Genomic DNA, 14,748 nt, shown 5'->3' on the forward strand with positions numbered 1-14,748 from the left:
TAAAGGGGAATTTACCGTTAAAATGTTACAAGCCCAGAAAAAAAACAGCGTGAAAAGCGGGGCTGCTCTTCACGCTGTTTTTCCTTTCGCCCTTATTCGGCTTCTTCTTTCTGATTGACTGCGTAAGCGGTCTTCCTTGTGGTTAAAAAATCGTCTTATTGATATTCCGCCACATTAGCCCAGCGCAGCAATGTTTCCTTCTCCTCGAATTTCCCTTTTACCAGTTGGGAAGCGGCAACAATGGAAATCCACTTTTGCGCATACTGTTTTGCAGTATCAGTTTTCTTGCAGAACAGGTTCAGGTACTTTTCAGCCCGGTCCTGCTGCCCGGCCAGGTAGAACAGCAGATAAGTCTGGGCCGCGTCGGCAGAGGCGTTTCCCTGGGTGGCATGGGACCAGTCGATGATATAGTCCTCGTCCTTGTCGGTGATAATGATATTGCTGGGGTTGAAGTCCCCGTGGCAGAGCTTGGTATGCCGGGGCAGACCCTCCAGGCGGGTGTGGAGCTCATAGCGGACCGTGGCGTCCAGGCCGCACACGCTGATCTTCCGGTGCAGTTTTTCAAACTGGGAAGGCAGCCGGGAGGCGTTGTAGAGCTGCATCCTCATCTGGATCTCCACAAAGCGGTCAAGGTAGGCATCGGCCTGGGCGGGATTTTTTTCCATAAGTTCCGCCAGGGTGTTTCCCTGGATGTACTCCCAGACTATGGCCCATTCCCCGTCAATTTTAGTAACCTCCAGAAGTTTCGGGACCCGGAGTTCTGTCTCCCCCACGGCGGCCAGGTTCAGGGCTTCGTTCAGCACATCCGAGGCCAGGTAGGCATCGCCCATTACCTTATAAACCTTGCCGTCCTCCAGATAAATTTTCTTGGAGGGCCGCTCAACCAGTATCTTTTTCCCGCTCATAAATCACCCCCTTCATTACCGTAGTAGGCGTTAAGGTACATCTGTTTGATTTCCGCAATCAGGGGATACCGGGGATTTGCGCCGGTGCACTGATCGTCAAAGGCCTGTTCGCTCATTTCGTCAAGCCGGGCCAGGAAATCTTTTTCATCGATGTTGTATTCTTTGATAGTTTTCTTGATCCCGATCGCGTCCTTCAGCTTGGCTATTCCGGCGATGAGGCTCTCCAGTTTTTCTGCATCGGTTTTTCCCTTGAGACCCAGGGCGGCGGCTACTTCGGCGTACCGGGCGAGGGTTTTGGGGTGATCGTACTGGGAGAAGGTTCCCATCTTTGGGGGGACCTCTTTGGCGTTGAACCGGAGTACGTGGTTGATCATCAGGGCGTTGGCGATGCCGTGGGGCAGGTGGTGGAAGGCGCCGAGTTTGTGGGCCATGGAATGGCAGACCCCCAGGAAGGCGTTGGCAAAGGCCATGCCGGCCATGGTGGCGGCGTTGGCCATTTTTTCACGGGCCACAGGATTGCCGGCGCCTTCGTTATAGGCGGCGGGGAGGTACTGGAAGATCAGTTTCAGGGCCTGGATGGCCAGGCCGTCGGTATAGTCCGTGGCCATCACAGAAGCGTAGGCTTCCAGGGCGTGGGTCACCGCGTCGATGCCCGAAGCGCTGGTGAGGCCCTTGGGAGCGTCCATCTGGAAGTCCGCGTCCACAATGGCCATGTCGGGCATAAGCTCATAATCCGCCAGGGGGTACTTCATGCCCACGGTTTCGTCGGTGATCACCGCAAAGGGGGTTACCTCGGAACCGGTGCCCGCAGAGGTGGGGACCGCGATAAAGTAGGCCTTCTCCCCCAGTTTGGGGAAGGTATAGATTCGCTTGCGTATGTCCACAAAGCGCATGGCCATGTCCTGGAAATCAGCGTCCGGGTGTTCGTAGAGTACCCAGATGATCTTCCCGGCGTCCATGGCGGAACCGCCTCCCAGGGCGATGATAACGTCGGGCTTGAAAACAGCAGCTTGGGCGGCCCCTTCCCTGGCGCAGGCCAAAGTCGGGTCGGGCTCCACATTGAAGAAGCTGGTGTGGACTATGCCCAGCTCATCCAGTTTGTCGGTCACCGGTTTGGTGTAGCCGTTGGAATAGAGGAAATTATCGGTAATGATCAGGGCCCGCTTTTTGCCCATCACGTTTTTCAACTCATCCAGGGCCACCGGGAGGCAGCCCCTCTTTATGTATACTTTTTCAGGCGCCCTGAACCACAGCATATTTTCTCTCCTCTCCGCCACAGTTTTGATGTTGAGCAGGTGTTTGACCCCGACGTTTTCGGAAACCGAATTTCCCCCCCAGGTACCGCAGCCCAGGGTAAGGGAAGGGGTAAGCCTGAAGTTGTAGAGGTCCCCGATGCCGCCGTGGGAAGAGGGGGTGTTCACCAGGATACGGCCGGTCTTCATCCGGCTCTGGTATTCCTTGAGCTTTTCCTGGCCCGTGACCGTGTTTATGTAGAGCGAGGAAGTATGGCCGTAACCGCCATCCCGGACAAGCTGTTCCGCCTTGTCCAGGGCTTCGGCAAAGTTCTTTGCCCGGTACATGCCCAGCACGGGGGAAAGTTTTTCGTGGGCGAATTCCTCGGAAAGCTCCACGCTGGTCACTTCCCCGATGAGGATCTTCGCAGATTCCGGGACCTTGAGCCCCGCCATTTCTGCGATTTTGTAGGCTTTCTGCCCCACTATGCCGGCGTTCAGGGCGCCGTTGACGATAATGGTCTTCCGTACCTTCTCGGTTTCCGCCTTGTTGAGGATATAACAACCCCGGTCGGCAAATTCCTGCTTAACCTTGTCATAGATACTGTCCAGGATGATCACCGACTGTTCGGAGGCGCAGATCATCCCGTTGTCAAAGGTCTTGGAGTGGATGATGGAACTCACCGCCAGAAGTATGTCCGCGCTGTCGTCGATGATGGCCGGGGTATTTCCCGATCCGACCCCGATGGCGGGCTTTCCGCTGGAATAGGCCGCCTTGACCATACCGGGTCCGCCGGTGGCAAGGATCAGGTCCGCTCCCTTCATCACCCCGTTGGAAGCCTCAAGCGAGGGCTCCCCAATCCAGCCGATGATCCCCTCAGGGGCCCCTGCGGCAACTGCCGCATCCAGCACCACCTTGGCAGCGGCGCAGGTGCTTTTCTTCGCCCGGGGGTGGGGGCTGATGACGATCCCGTTCCGGGTTTTCAGGGCCAGTAGGGTTTTGAAAATCGCTGTGGAGGTGGGGTTGGTGGTGGGGATTATGGCGGCCAGTATACCCACCGGCTCGGCAATCCGTTTATACCCTGCGGCAGGGTCATCCTCGATCACCCCGCAGGTCTTAGTGTTCTTATAGGCATTGTAGATATACTCAGCGGCATAATGGTTTTTGATAACCTTATCTTCTACAATACCCATGCCGGTTTCTTCCACCGCAAGCTTTGCCAGGGGGATACGTGCCCTATCCGCGGCCCGGGCGGCGGCAAAAAATATCTTGTCCACCTGTTCCTGGGTAAAAGCCGAATAGGCTTTCTGGGCTTTCCGCACCCGGGCCAGGATATTCTCCAGGCTCTCCGGCTCCGGAACTTCGCCGGGCGTTTTTTCGCCGGCCTTGACTACAGCCATTTTTCCATCCTTTTGACCGAACTTTACTGGTCAGTTCTTATATATAAATATAATTATATCGATTAAAGAGTATCCGGCAAGGCTTTATAAGTTAATTTTAAATAAATGAAAGGAATCTTTGAAAAATGCGGTTTTCAGAGCTTCCTTGAAGCTATTTTCGCCGTTCGTTCATTTTTGCCAGGACTATATTGGCCAGGGTACGGAATTGTGAGGGGAGGAGTTCCGCATCCGGGGTATTGTACCGGTCCAGGAGGGACTCGAACTCGGAGCGGGCCTGGTCGTATTTTTTTTGCTTATAATGAATAAAGGCAATTTCATATTCCGCAGCGCAGACATTGTTAATGTCCCGGGGGAACCGTTCCAGTATGGCCTGGTAGTATTGCAGGGAAAGGCCGTAGCGGTTCCGGTCTGAGGCCTCCTGGGCCCGCTGGGTCATTTCCGCAGGGGTTGCGGTTTCAGAAATGGCGATAGGCCTTGAACCGCAGGACAGGACCGGAGAAAGAAGCAGGATGATGGCAAATAGTTTAGTCACGCGCATAGGGAATTTATAGCACCAAGGGGCGGTAAAAGCAAGGCTCTGTGGTGCGGCAAGACGGTTTTTTGTGCCGCCCTTCTGGGTATGCTGGAACATCCGGGGTATATCAAAAGCGGAAGCATAGCATGGACACTGAGCGCCGGCTCCTGGAAGGCCGGCTTTTCCGCAGAGGCCGCTGACTCGCCGGTCCTGGAGTTGGGTTCCCTGGAGGAAAAGGAATGGCGGCATATACGGGGAAGGGAGATATCCATGATCTTCCAGAACCCCGTACAGGCCTTGAACCATTCCCGGACTATCCGCAGTCAGTTTATTGAAGCGATTCGCGCTCACCATCGCCATGCGGGTAAACGGGAATGTATAGCCCTGGCGGAAACGGCGCTTGAAGACGCCATGCTCAGTGAGTCGGGAAAAATCCTGAACAGCTATCCCTTCGAGCTTTCCGGAGGCATGTGCCAGCGGGTGATGATCGCCCTGGCCCTGATACACAGGCCTACGCTCCTGATTGCCGATGAACCAACCACCGCATTGGATACAAAAAACCAGACAGGGATTCTGGAACTTCTTGCCCGGGTCCGGGAACTGTACCATACCGCAATACTGTTGGTTTCCCATGATGAGAAGGTTATCAGCGAAATTACGGATAGAAAAATCAGCCTGTTATAGGCGCCTGTAATCGGCATAAAAAGTTGACGGGGCGCTTTTTTCAGGCAAGTTCAACAGCTTCAAGCCCGCATTGATCCATCAAAGCTCCATTCCGCAGCAGTTCTTCTGCCGGACCCTGGGCAAAAACGGCGCCTTCTTGCAGGAGAATTACCCGGGGGCAGAGGGAGGCGGCAAAGTCCAAATCATGGGTAGCAATAAGCTGGGTATGGGGCAGTGATTGTAATATGCCCATCAGCTTACGCCGGGCCTTGGGGTCCAGAAAAGCTGTTGGCTCGTCAAAGAGCAGGATGGACGGGTTCATAGTGAGGCTCGCGGCAATCGCTGCCAGCCGTTTTTCGCCCCCGGACAGCCTGAGGGGGGATCGGTCCCTGAGGAAGCTGATTCCCAGCCGGTCCAGGACTTCATCTACCCGGTCACGGACTTCTGTTTCGGACAGCCCCATATTCCGGGGGCCAAAAGCCAGGTCCTCGTAGATGCTGGGCATAAAGAGCTGGTCCTCTGGGTCCTGGAACACTAAGGAAACCCGGCTTCGCAGTTCCTGCAGTTTCCGTTTATCCTGGGGACCAGCCCCAAGCTCAACGCCCCCCATTTCCAGGCTGCCTGAGGCGATGGGCAGTATTCCTACCATGGTAAGCAGCAGGCTGGTTTTGCCAGCGCCGTTGGCCCCCACCAGGGCAACCCGTTCCCCAGCCTGTATTGCAAAGGCTATCTCTCGCAGGACCATACCGGAGCCATTGGCCGCCTGCCCGTCGTAGGCGGCGGAAAGGGAACAGGCCTCAATGACAGGACCCTCCTGTTTGTTCATAGCTGCCATACTACCATCCTTATCAAGGATCCCAGGAGGGCGGAAACATCCACCACCCGGAAAAGGATACAGAAACCGCAAACCAGCGCCAGAAAACGGATATCCACGGCGCACAAAGCCAGGGGATACCTGGGGGCCTTATCCAGATCATAGCCCCGGCACTTCATGGCGGCGTAGACCCGCTCGGCCCGGTCGGCGCTGCGCAGGAACAGGTGACCGATAAAACTTCCCATGTGTTTCAATTCGATTCCCTTCGCGCCACCGCTCCTGAGTATATATGCGGTATACATGGAGGATGCCTCGGCGATCAGGACCGCGATATACCGGTAGCTGATTTCCAGGAGGGTTACAAAAAGTGCGGGGCAGCGGAAGCGCCGCAATTGGGCGGTGATCCGGGTAAGGGGGGTGACCGCCATCAGGATCAGCACCGCCGCCACACAGAGCAGGGTCCTCAACAGCAAGGTAAGCAAAGACAGGAGGCCGTAGCTTATCGGAATATTCAACAGTGTTACTGCGATACTGCGTTCAAAGATAAGATTTGAAATCCCCGCGAAGAGGCAGAAGGGCAAGGCCAGGGCGGTACGGCCCAGCAGCAGGCCCAGGGGAATATCCCCCCAGGCGATGAGGATACAGGGGTAGAACAGAAAAGGTACGATCCTCCCCAGGGAATAGCGGTTAAAGGAAATAACGGTAACCATAAAGAACAGGGCGGCAAGTATCTTTACCCCCGGATGCAGGCGGTGGAGAGCGCTCCGCCCCGCCGAAAGCTGTTCCAGGGTATACAGTGTTTGGGTGGTATGATCCATGTCAAACACAGGCTGCCTCCGCCCGGCTCTTCATCATCAGGCGGCTTTACTCCGTTTGACCTTATAGATCACAAAACCTGCGGCGCCTGCCAGAAGGGCGGTAAAGGCCGCGCCGACTATGCCCGCCACGGTGGTCCCTATGGCGGAACCGTCTTCACCGGCATCCCGGAAATTGTAGTCCGGCATGAATGCAGTGGCTTCCTGAATGGCTTCGGCCTGGCGGAATGCTGGCCCCTCCGCTTCAAGCTCCGTGGTCCCCGCAGTTTTTTCCATGGCCCATTCCAGCCCATCAGGATAGGCAGAAGCAAAGATCGACAGGAGCCCCCCCACCAAAAGGGTAATTATCCCCAGGGCAATGAGGGGCTTCTTTATGGAAACGCCTGTCCCCAGGGGGACACGCTGTTCACTGGTTTCCAGTATTTCTGGGCGCATCTGGTAGACAAAGCCCAGGACCGCTGCAGTAATGATACCTTCCACAATGCCGATGGCCAGATGGATGGGCTGCATAAGGAGCACAAAAACCGAGAAGGGCAGGGCAGTGATTCCGGATGCCAAAGTTTCCAGGACCACCCCAAAGGCGCCAAGCTGGAGCCCCACCACCACCGAAACGATTGAGGCCAGGGAGAGCCTAGAAAGCTTGATGCCCTTTGTAAGGAGGGGTTTAAAAAGCAGGGGATAGATAATCAGGGTCGGGATAACCCCCATGTTAAAAATATTGCAGCCCAGGGCCAGAAGGCCGCCGTCCGCAAAGAACAGGCACTGGATAGCCAGCACCGCCGCAATGGTCAGCAGCGCCGGAAATGGCCCCAGGAGCCCTGCCAGCAAAATACCGCCCCCGATATGCCCGCTGGAACCGGTGCCGGGGATAGTAAAGTTGATCATCTGGGCGGCGAACACAAAGGCCCCGGATACCGCCATGATAGGGATCTTTTTATCGCCCAACTCGTTTTTGATCTTCACCGTCGCGTAAGTCGCAGAAGCGGCGCTCGCGGCCCAAAGTACGCCCCCCACGGCGGGGGAAATAAGCACGTCAGCCATGTGCATAAAATACCTCCAAAAAAATGAACTCGCCAAAAGGCGGGATATGCATGCAGACAGTACCACTGGGCATAGTCATGCCCCAGTAGTTTCCGCCTTCATGGCAGGGTATAATACCTTCATGGTATCTGTGTTTCGGAATTAGCCGGGTTCTCGGTACAGAACATTCCGCATTCATTGCGGTTAATCGCCTTCATGACGATTAGTAAGCATGGGGTGAAATCCCGGTGAAAGTCAATAGGGTGGGCGCTTCATCTGGAAGGTATAATGCCTCTGGAGAAGGTTCCCTTGCATGAAATAGCGGTACACCCAATTGCCCTGCAAAAAGACGGGTTTTCCGGGTTGCCGGGGATAAAAGAGAAAATAGTTTAAAATTTCCCTTGACGGGAAACCCTTGGCAATGATATAAATAAAAAAATATCGAATACAGCGGAACATGGATTCCGCCTTTAGAAGGCATGAAGCCCGATTTTCTCTCCAATTTTCAAGGGAGCAGTGTCGGGCTTTTTTATTGGCCAATAGAAAACCCGCCCAAAACCAGAGAGGCAGCGCTTATTAAAACAAGGAGTTTTCTATGAGTATTACAGATGAAAAAGTAAGTACCCACGGCCATACAAGGCATGATCACGATCATACAGATCATCACGACCATCGCCATGATCATGATGGTCACCATCACGGTAGCAGCGATTGCTGTTGCTGTACGGCCCATGGGGTATCTCAGGACCATATCAGAGATAAATACCCGCTGCCTAAAAAACGGTTTATCGGCGGCGCCTTGGTTCTCTGGGCTGCCGGATTTGCGCTTATGCACCTGGTTCCTGTTTCCGGGCCGGAACTTACGGAATTCTGTGTTACCAGGAGGATGTGAGTAAAACTGCGGCTGTCCTTGCAGGGTTTGAAGAAATTGAAGCTGACAAGTTACGAAAGGTGATTGCTAAGAAAGCAGGGATTAAACTTGTGGCCTATGAAAAACAATTTTTTGATGGTTGCCGTCGCAATGGTGTAACCGATGATGTGATACAAAAAATATGGGATATGATGTTATCCTTTGACAGGTACAGTTTTTGTAAACCTCACTCAGCTTCTTATGCAATGGTGTCTTTCCAGTCAGCATATCTACGTGTCCATCACCCTGCGGAATTCATGGTGGCGGTTTTAAGCAATCAGGCTTTGGGCTTTCTGCGCAAATTACATCCTTTGGCATTATGGAAAGATAAAGTTGTGGTAGTCCAACGTATTAAGGCAGTGCATATTGGGGGATACCTGGGGCGCTACGTCTGCCTGGTCGGTTGGCAAGTAACGCAAAAAGAAGTTTGGGCCAAAGATGGTTTAACCATGAGCTTTTTAACCTTTGAAGATGAGACGGCGATATACGAAACAGTAATTTTTCCGAAGGTGTATGACCAGTACAACCGGCTGTTATTTGATCAGCGGCCTTTTTTGGTGTATGGGCGGGTTACTGAGGATAATGGGGCAGTGTCGCTAGAGGTGACACGAATTGAATTATTAAGTGAGAGAAATTAGAAAAAAGTAATTGCTTAATCTGGGTCATAAGTCATCTTTAAAAGGGTATTACTGGGTTAAACGTATGCTATATGGAGTCCCTGAGTTCAAACCTGTTTGTAAAGACGATTGGATAGTATCTGGTTCTTAGGTTTTAACCAAGGGTATTTAATTATATCGTTAACGGCCATAGTTTCCTCCTTGGCTTGAATCTGGCAGCTGCGGTTTCTTCATCACTCATATATCCCCTCCGGTTAAAAAGCGCCCTGGCCAAAGGGCGCTCTAATTAATTTTGTAATCATTTTTAAATATGAGGAGAGGAATCTTTACTAAGAGCGCCCTTCATACCATTGAACGGACTAGGTTCAGTAGATTGTTAAAGACATGGTTTTAGGAGGGTCTCCTATTTGTCTATAAAAAAGCCCAACACTTCTTCTTGGTATGTTAAAAGAAAATAATCGGGCTTCATATACCAAACCATAATGTACATCATTTCGATTTTTTTACATCATCTCTGTAATTTTTTGTCAATACTTCCATACCGGACATGCAGCAACTCATGGGCCCGCTCGCCCTTGAGTACTGTCTTATATAACTCCATGGTAACCGGGTTCAGGTCCGAACGTTTGATGCTGTTCCTCTTATCCGCTGCGTAGAGGCTGTGTCCCCGTTCTTTACACGCAGCGGGGGAAGCGGCAGGCTGGCCACCGCCGTTTATACAACCCGATGGGCAGGACATTACCTCGACAAAGTCAAATTGCTCCTTTCCCGCTTTAATGTGTTTGATCAGTTCATCTGCATTGTGCAGTCCGCTTACCACGGCTATGCGTATAGTATGAGCCGCCGCGTTTCCTGCCTCGCCTTCTTCGGGCAAAGCCAGGCTTAAGGTTTTTACCCCCTCCAGGCCGGCCAATGGTTCGTAATTAATAAAGCTTAAATTTCCAGACCCCGTGATATACCGCAATACCGCCTCGGTTACTCCTCCTGCGGCGCCGAAAATGACCCCTGCGCCGGAAAACAAACCCAGGGGATAATCCAGGGCTTCGCTTTCAAGCTCAGAAAACACGATGCCCGCTTCACGAATCATCCTGATTAGCTCCAGTGTGGTCAGCACATGGTCCACATCCTGCGCATCAGCGGCCCTGAATTCGCTACGGGCAGCTTCCGCTTTTTTTGCCGTACAGGGCATGATGGCGACATGGACGTATTTTATTTCATCGTCCCCTTTCGCGTTTTTTTCCGTTTCCCTGATGAGCGAAGCAAGCATCTGCATGGGCGAACGACAGCTTGACACACAGTTAAGAAGCTCAGGGTAGCGTTGCTCACAAAAAGTAACCCATGCGGGGCAGCAAGAACTAAAAAGAGGCAAGGCTTTTTTTTCTTTAACCCGCTGCATAAGCTCGGAGGCCTCTTCTATCACTGTCAGGTCGGCGCCTGTCGCCGTATCATACACCACATCAAAACCTATGCGCCGCAGAGCCGCCACAATCAAGCCGGAGCAGTCCCCTTCAAGGCCGAAGGCATCGCCCAGGGCAACCCGCACGGCAGGGGCGATCTGAACGCTCACCACAGAGTTTTTGTCTTCCAGAGCCCGCCACACAGCGGCGCTGTCGTTCTTTACCACAATTGCCCCGGTGGGGCAAACCCGGGCGCACTGGCCGCAGCCCACACAGCCCGATTCTGCCAGGGGCTTGTCAAAGATCGCGCTCACCCGCATTGAGGCGCCCCTTCCTGCAAAGTCGATCGCGCCGACTCCCTGAATTTCGTTGCACATCCTGATGCAGTCCCCGCAAAGTATACACTTGCTGCTGTCCCGGGTCAGGCACAGGGACTGATCATCAATTTTGTGATCCATTGCTTTATTCGGGAAACGTACATCATCAAGGTTAAATCGCAGGGCCAATTCCTGTAGCTTACACTGCCTGCTTTTTTCACAGGTAGTACAGTCCCGGCAATGGTTTGCCAGAAGCATCTCCAAAATATTCTTCCGGTAACGGCGCAGACGCACCGTGTTGGTGTGTATGGACATACCAGCCCGGGGCTGCGCGGAACAGGAAGCTTCCAGCCCGGCTCCCTCTATCTCCACCACGCACATGCGGCAGGCGCCATAAATCGACAATTCCGAATGATAGCAAAAAGTCGGCATCTCTACCCCGGCTTTCCGCGCTACCTCCAGCAGGTTCCGTTCACCTGCTATTTCGACCCTGATACCGTCAACTTTCATATAAGACTTTTCAGACATAGTAAGCTCCTTAGCGCTTTAAGCCGCAGTTTTTATCGCTTTTTTGGGACAGCCGCCTACACAGGCGCCGCATTTGATACATTTTGCACTGTCGATTGTGTGGGCTACTTTTTTTTCGCCGCTAATAGCGCCCACCGGGCAGGCTTTGACACATTTTGTACAGCCTATGCACAACTGGTCATCAACAAAAAGTTTTTTGAGTTTTTGGCAAGCCCCGGCCGGGCAATGCTTTTCGTTAATATGCGCCTCATATTCTGCACGGAAGTACCTAATCGTGCTGATAACAGGGCTTGGGGCGGTTTTTCCCAGGCCGCAAAGGGCAGTAGAGCTGATAGTATCCGCCAGTTCCAAAAGCCGTTCTATGTCCCCAGCCCTTCCCTCACCGGCAACAATACGCTCCAGAATACCCAACATCAGTTTGGTGCCTTCCCGGCAGGGAATACACTTTCCGCAGGATTCATTTTGGGTAAAGTTCATAAAGTACCGGGCGATTTCCACCATGCAGGTTTTTTCATCCATAACCACAAGCCCGCCTGATCCGATCATGGCCCCTGCTTTTTTGAGGGAGTCAAAGTCCATGGGCAGGTCCAAATGCTCCGCAGTCAGGCAGCCACCGGAGGGGCCGCCGACCTGTACCGCCTTGAATTCCCCACCCCCGGGGATACCGCCGCCCACGTCAAAGACTATGTCCCGCAGTTTTATTCCCATGGGCACTTCAATAAGCCCGGTGTTTGCGATATTCCCGGTCAGGGCAAAAGCCTTGGTGCCCGGGCTTGTTTCAGGTCCTATGGACTTATACCATGCTGCGCCCTGTTCTATGATCAGGGGCACCGCCGCGAAGGTTTCAACATTGTTAAGAACCGTGGGCTGGTTGAACAGCCCATGCTCCGCAGTACGGGGTGGCTTAACCCGGGGCATTCCGCGTTTTCCTTCGATAGATGAGATAAGGGCGCTGCCTTCCCCGCAGACAAAGGCGCCTGCACCCCGGCTAATGGTCAAGTTAAAGTTAAAATCACTGCCCAGGATATGCTCCCCTAAAAGTCCCAGTTTTTTCGCCTGTTCAATGGCGATGCCAAGGCGGCTCACCGCCAGGGGATATTCTGCCCTCACATAGATGTAGCCCTCGGAGGCCCCGCAGGCCAGGGCGCCGATCATCATGCCTTCGATCATGCGGTGGGGATCCCCTTCCATAACGCTTCTGTCCATAAACGCCCCAGGGTCGCCTTCGTCGCCATTACAGATGATGTACTTGGGTATAGCCCTTTGCCGTTTCGCTTCTGCCCACTTCCGCCCGGTAGGAAAACCTGCGCCTCCCCGGCCGCGTAGGTTCGATTCGCTTATAACCTGGACAATATCATCGGCGCTCATTTCAAACAGCGCCTTCTCAAAAGCCCGGTAACCGCCAATGGCAAGGTACTCTTTTATAGAAAGCGCATTGATCTGACCGCAGTGTTCCAGGGCAAGGCGCTTTTGTTTTTTATAAAAAGGAATATCCAGGCGCTTGGAATACAGCTTGCCATCTTTGGTATACACCAGCCGGTCGATTATTTCGTTTTTTACGATGGTTTTTTCGATTATCTCTTCGCAGTCTTCAAGCTTGACTTTTAAGTAAAGGCAGCCTTCGGGCTCAATAAGCACCAGGGGCCCCATTTCACAGAAACCGTGGCAGCCACTCCGTTTAATGCCCGTAAGCCCCGCTTCAGGCTCATTCTTTAATTCCACTGCGCAGGGCATGTTGCGCCCTTCCAACAAGTTGATAAGCCTTTGATAAATTTCAAGAGACCCCGCAGAAACGCAGCCCGTTCCCGCGCACACAATAATTTTCTTCTGCTCCGCCTGGAAACTGCGCTCGTATTTAGCGCGCATTTGTTGTAGTTCTTCCCGGTCCTTTAATTCAGGCATGTACAACCTCCGTTGCCACCTCAGTTTTAAGTTCCCCAATGAGGGCGTGGACTTTTTCTTCCGTCATTGAAGCGTGAACTTCGTCATTAACCATCAGCACCGGGGCAAGCCCGCAGGCGCCGAGACAGGATACGGTCTCTACCGTAAAATTGAGGTCATCGCTGGTCCGTTTTTGAACACTCAGCCCTAGCTCGGTACGGAGAGCCTCCAGAATCGGTGTCGATTTCCGCACATGGCAGGCTGTCCCATCACAGATCCTGATGATAAAACGCCCCTTGGCTTCCAGAGAAAAATTTTCGTAAAAAGTAGCGACCCCGTAAACCCGCGCCTCCCCTACATCCACCTGCTTGGCAATATAGGGAAACGCCGCCCTTGGGATGTAGTGGTATCGTTCCTGAACCGCGTGTAAAACAGGAATAATACTGCTCGCCCCATACCCCCATTCCTTGAGTACCGTATCAATGATACTATAGTCAAAATCCATACACACCTCTCTTGTGAAATATTCTCAGGGTGGGTTTTCCCACCCGATTTACAGAATTTTATCAGCAATTAATTTATTTGTGAAATATAAATTTTGCATGACACTATATTGGTTTTTATATATACCGGGAGATGAAATGCCTACGGTTTTTTCGCTTAGGGTGTAATAAAGGTTTTTCAAGCAAGAATAGTATATAGCTTGTATATACTATTTGATATATCAATAAAAAAATCGTGATTGGATGGTTGACATAAGTTTTTGAAATGGTAAAATCATCATCATAGTGAACACGTTGCTTTTTAAGTATGCCATAGAAATTGAAAAAACCCGCTCAATCTCCAAGGCAGCGGAAAACCTCTATATGGCCCAGCCGAATTTGAGCAAAGCCATCAAGGAAGTGGAGGACAGTCTGGGGTTTACGATTTTTGAACGTACTTCTAAGGGAGTAGTACCTACCAGGAAGGGGCTTACCTTTTTAGCCTATTCCAGGAAAATTCTGGAGGAACTTGCCGGGATAAGCCGCCTGTCAGATTCGGAATATCCGGTGACCCAGAGCATAAGCATGTCCATACCCAGGGGGAGCTATATTGCGGCGGCGTTTATAAAATTTGCCGGAGAACTTAATTTTGATAAAGAAATCAATGCAAATTTACAGGAAACAAACTCCATACAAGCAATAGAGAATATCGTTGACGGTCGGTTTAATTTAGGAATCATTAGATATCAGGCGGTATACGAAAATTATTTCCTTGATTATCTTGCAGATAAAAATTTATGTTACGATCAAATATGGGAATTTGAATATTTAGCCCTTATGTCGGAGAAGCATGCCCTTGCCCGTTCTCCGGAAGTAAAATTTGAAGAATTAAAATCTTACATCGAAGTCATTCATGGTGATACATCGGTGCCCTACCTTAATCAGACAGACAGCCGATGGCAGAACGATGATACAACGCCAAAGAAACGGATTTACCTTTACGAACGCTGTAATCAGTTTGATATTCTGAGCAGTCTGCCCACTGCGTTTATGTGGGTCTCCCCTATTCCGGAACGATTTATCAAACGCTACGATCTGGTTCAGCGTAAATGTGTATTTGAAAATAACAAACATAAAGACCTGCTTATCTATCCTCAGGGATATACTTTTACCCCGTTGGAAAAATTATTGATAGACAGGATTTTTGAATCAAAAAATGAAGTATCCTTAAAAAAATATAATTAGGACTGGC

13 protein-coding genes are annotated in these 14,748 nt (G+C 51.9%); 4 read left to right on the forward strand and 9 right to left on the reverse strand.

Going from position 1 to position 14,748, the window contains the following annotated elements:
* Window positions 1–155: 155 nt before the first annotated feature.
* From TREPR_RS03860 to TREPR_RS03870, 3 genes are all read right to left on the reverse strand, one after another.
* The gene (locus TREPR_RS03860) at window positions 156–905 is read right to left on the reverse strand and encodes a phosphotransferase family protein (protein WP_015706978.1); all 750 of its coding nucleotides are present in this window, start codon (window positions 903–905) and stop codon (window positions 156–158) included.
* Window positions 902–3,538: a bifunctional acetaldehyde-CoA/alcohol dehydrogenase gene (gene adhE, locus TREPR_RS03865; RefSeq protein ID WP_015706979.1), complete on the reverse strand. Its 2,637-nt coding sequence runs from the start codon at window positions 3,536–3,538 to the stop codon at window positions 902–904. Before adhE ends, TREPR_RS03860 begins: the two co-directional genes overlap by 4 nt.
* 151 nt (window positions 3,539–3,689) lie before the next feature.
* Window positions 3,690–4,076 carry an outer membrane protein assembly factor BamD gene (locus TREPR_RS03870; protein ID WP_041611002.1) on the reverse strand — a complete coding sequence of 129 codons (387 nt, stop codon included), beginning with the start codon at window positions 4,074–4,076 and terminating at the stop codon, window positions 3,690–3,692.
* A 39-nt stretch (window positions 4,077–4,115) separates the two neighbouring features.
* On the opposite strand from TREPR_RS03870, the gene TREPR_RS03875 reads away from it, so the two are divergent.
* Window positions 4,116–4,736 (forward strand): ATP-binding cassette domain-containing protein, encoded by a 621-nt coding sequence (locus TREPR_RS03875; RefSeq protein WP_281054607.1) that lies wholly within the window; start codon window positions 4,116–4,118, stop codon window positions 4,734–4,736.
* A gap of 40 nt (window positions 4,737–4,776) precedes the next feature.
* Here TREPR_RS03875 and TREPR_RS03880 read toward each other — a convergent pair whose 3' ends face one another.
* Genes TREPR_RS03880 through TREPR_RS03890 form a run of 3 tightly spaced genes read right to left on the reverse strand, consistent with a single transcriptional unit; the run spans window position 4,777 to window position 7,385 of the window.
* On the reverse strand, window positions 4,777–5,550 hold the full coding sequence (locus TREPR_RS03880; RefSeq protein ID WP_015706982.1) for an energy-coupling factor ABC transporter ATP-binding protein: 774 nt from the start codon (window positions 5,548–5,550) through the stop codon (window positions 4,777–4,779).
* Window positions 5,538–6,347 (reverse strand): cobalt ECF transporter T component CbiQ, encoded by an 810-nt coding sequence (cbiQ, locus tag TREPR_RS03885; protein WP_245534819.1) that lies wholly within the window; start codon window positions 6,345–6,347, stop codon window positions 5,538–5,540. The genes TREPR_RS03880 and cbiQ overlap by 13 nt, the downstream gene beginning before the upstream one ends.
* Before the next feature lie 36 nt (window positions 6,348–6,383).
* Window positions 6,384–7,385, reverse strand: coding sequence for an energy-coupling factor ABC transporter permease (locus TREPR_RS03890; protein ID WP_245534781.1), 1,002 nt, complete (start codon window positions 7,383–7,385; stop codon window positions 6,384–6,386).
* Window positions 7,386–7,959: 574 nt separating this feature from the next.
* Here TREPR_RS03890 and TREPR_RS18870 point away from each other — a divergent pair.
* Window positions 7,960–8,256: a hypothetical protein gene (locus TREPR_RS18870; RefSeq protein WP_245534782.1), complete on the forward strand. Its 297-nt coding sequence runs from the start codon at window positions 7,960–7,962 to the stop codon at window positions 8,254–8,256.
* Window positions 8,253–8,912 carry an OB-fold nucleic acid binding domain-containing protein gene (locus TREPR_RS03905; protein WP_015706987.1) on the forward strand — a complete coding sequence of 220 codons (660 nt, stop codon included), beginning with the start codon at window positions 8,253–8,255 and terminating at the stop codon, window positions 8,910–8,912. Before TREPR_RS18870 ends, TREPR_RS03905 begins: the two co-directional genes overlap by 4 nt.
* 487 nt (window positions 8,913–9,399) lie before the next feature.
* On the opposite strand, the gene TREPR_RS03910 is transcribed toward TREPR_RS03905, so the two are convergent.
* The 3 genes from TREPR_RS03910 to TREPR_RS03920 are packed head-to-tail and all read right to left on the reverse strand — an operon-like array spanning window position 9,400 to window position 13,519.
* The gene (locus TREPR_RS03910; RefSeq protein ID WP_015706988.1) at window positions 9,400–11,133 is read right to left on the reverse strand and encodes a [FeFe] hydrogenase, group A; all 1,734 of its coding nucleotides are present in this window, start codon (window positions 11,131–11,133) and stop codon (window positions 9,400–9,402) included.
* 18 nt (window positions 11,134–11,151) lie between these two features.
* Complete coding sequence (locus tag TREPR_RS03915) at window positions 11,152–13,035, reverse strand: NADH-ubiquinone oxidoreductase-F iron-sulfur binding region domain-containing protein (RefSeq protein WP_015706989.1); 1,884 nt, start codon at window positions 13,033–13,035, stop codon at window positions 11,152–11,154.
* The gene (locus TREPR_RS03920; RefSeq protein WP_015706990.1) at window positions 13,028–13,519 is read right to left on the reverse strand and encodes an NADH-quinone oxidoreductase subunit NuoE family protein; all 492 of its coding nucleotides are present in this window, start codon (window positions 13,517–13,519) and stop codon (window positions 13,028–13,030) included. Before TREPR_RS03920 ends, TREPR_RS03915 begins: the two co-directional genes overlap by 8 nt.
* Before the next feature lie 283 nt (window positions 13,520–13,802).
* Between TREPR_RS03920 and TREPR_RS03925 the strand changes: the two genes are divergently transcribed.
* Window positions 13,803–14,741, forward strand: a complete 939-nt coding sequence (locus TREPR_RS03925) for a LysR family transcriptional regulator (protein WP_041611004.1) — start codon at window positions 13,803–13,805, stop codon at window positions 14,739–14,741.
* Window positions 14,742–14,748 lie beyond the last annotated feature (7 nt).

This window comes from Treponema primitia ZAS-2, from assembly GCF_000214375.1.
GTDB lineage: Bacteria > Spirochaetota > Spirochaetia > Treponematales > Breznakiellaceae > Termitinema > Termitinema primitia.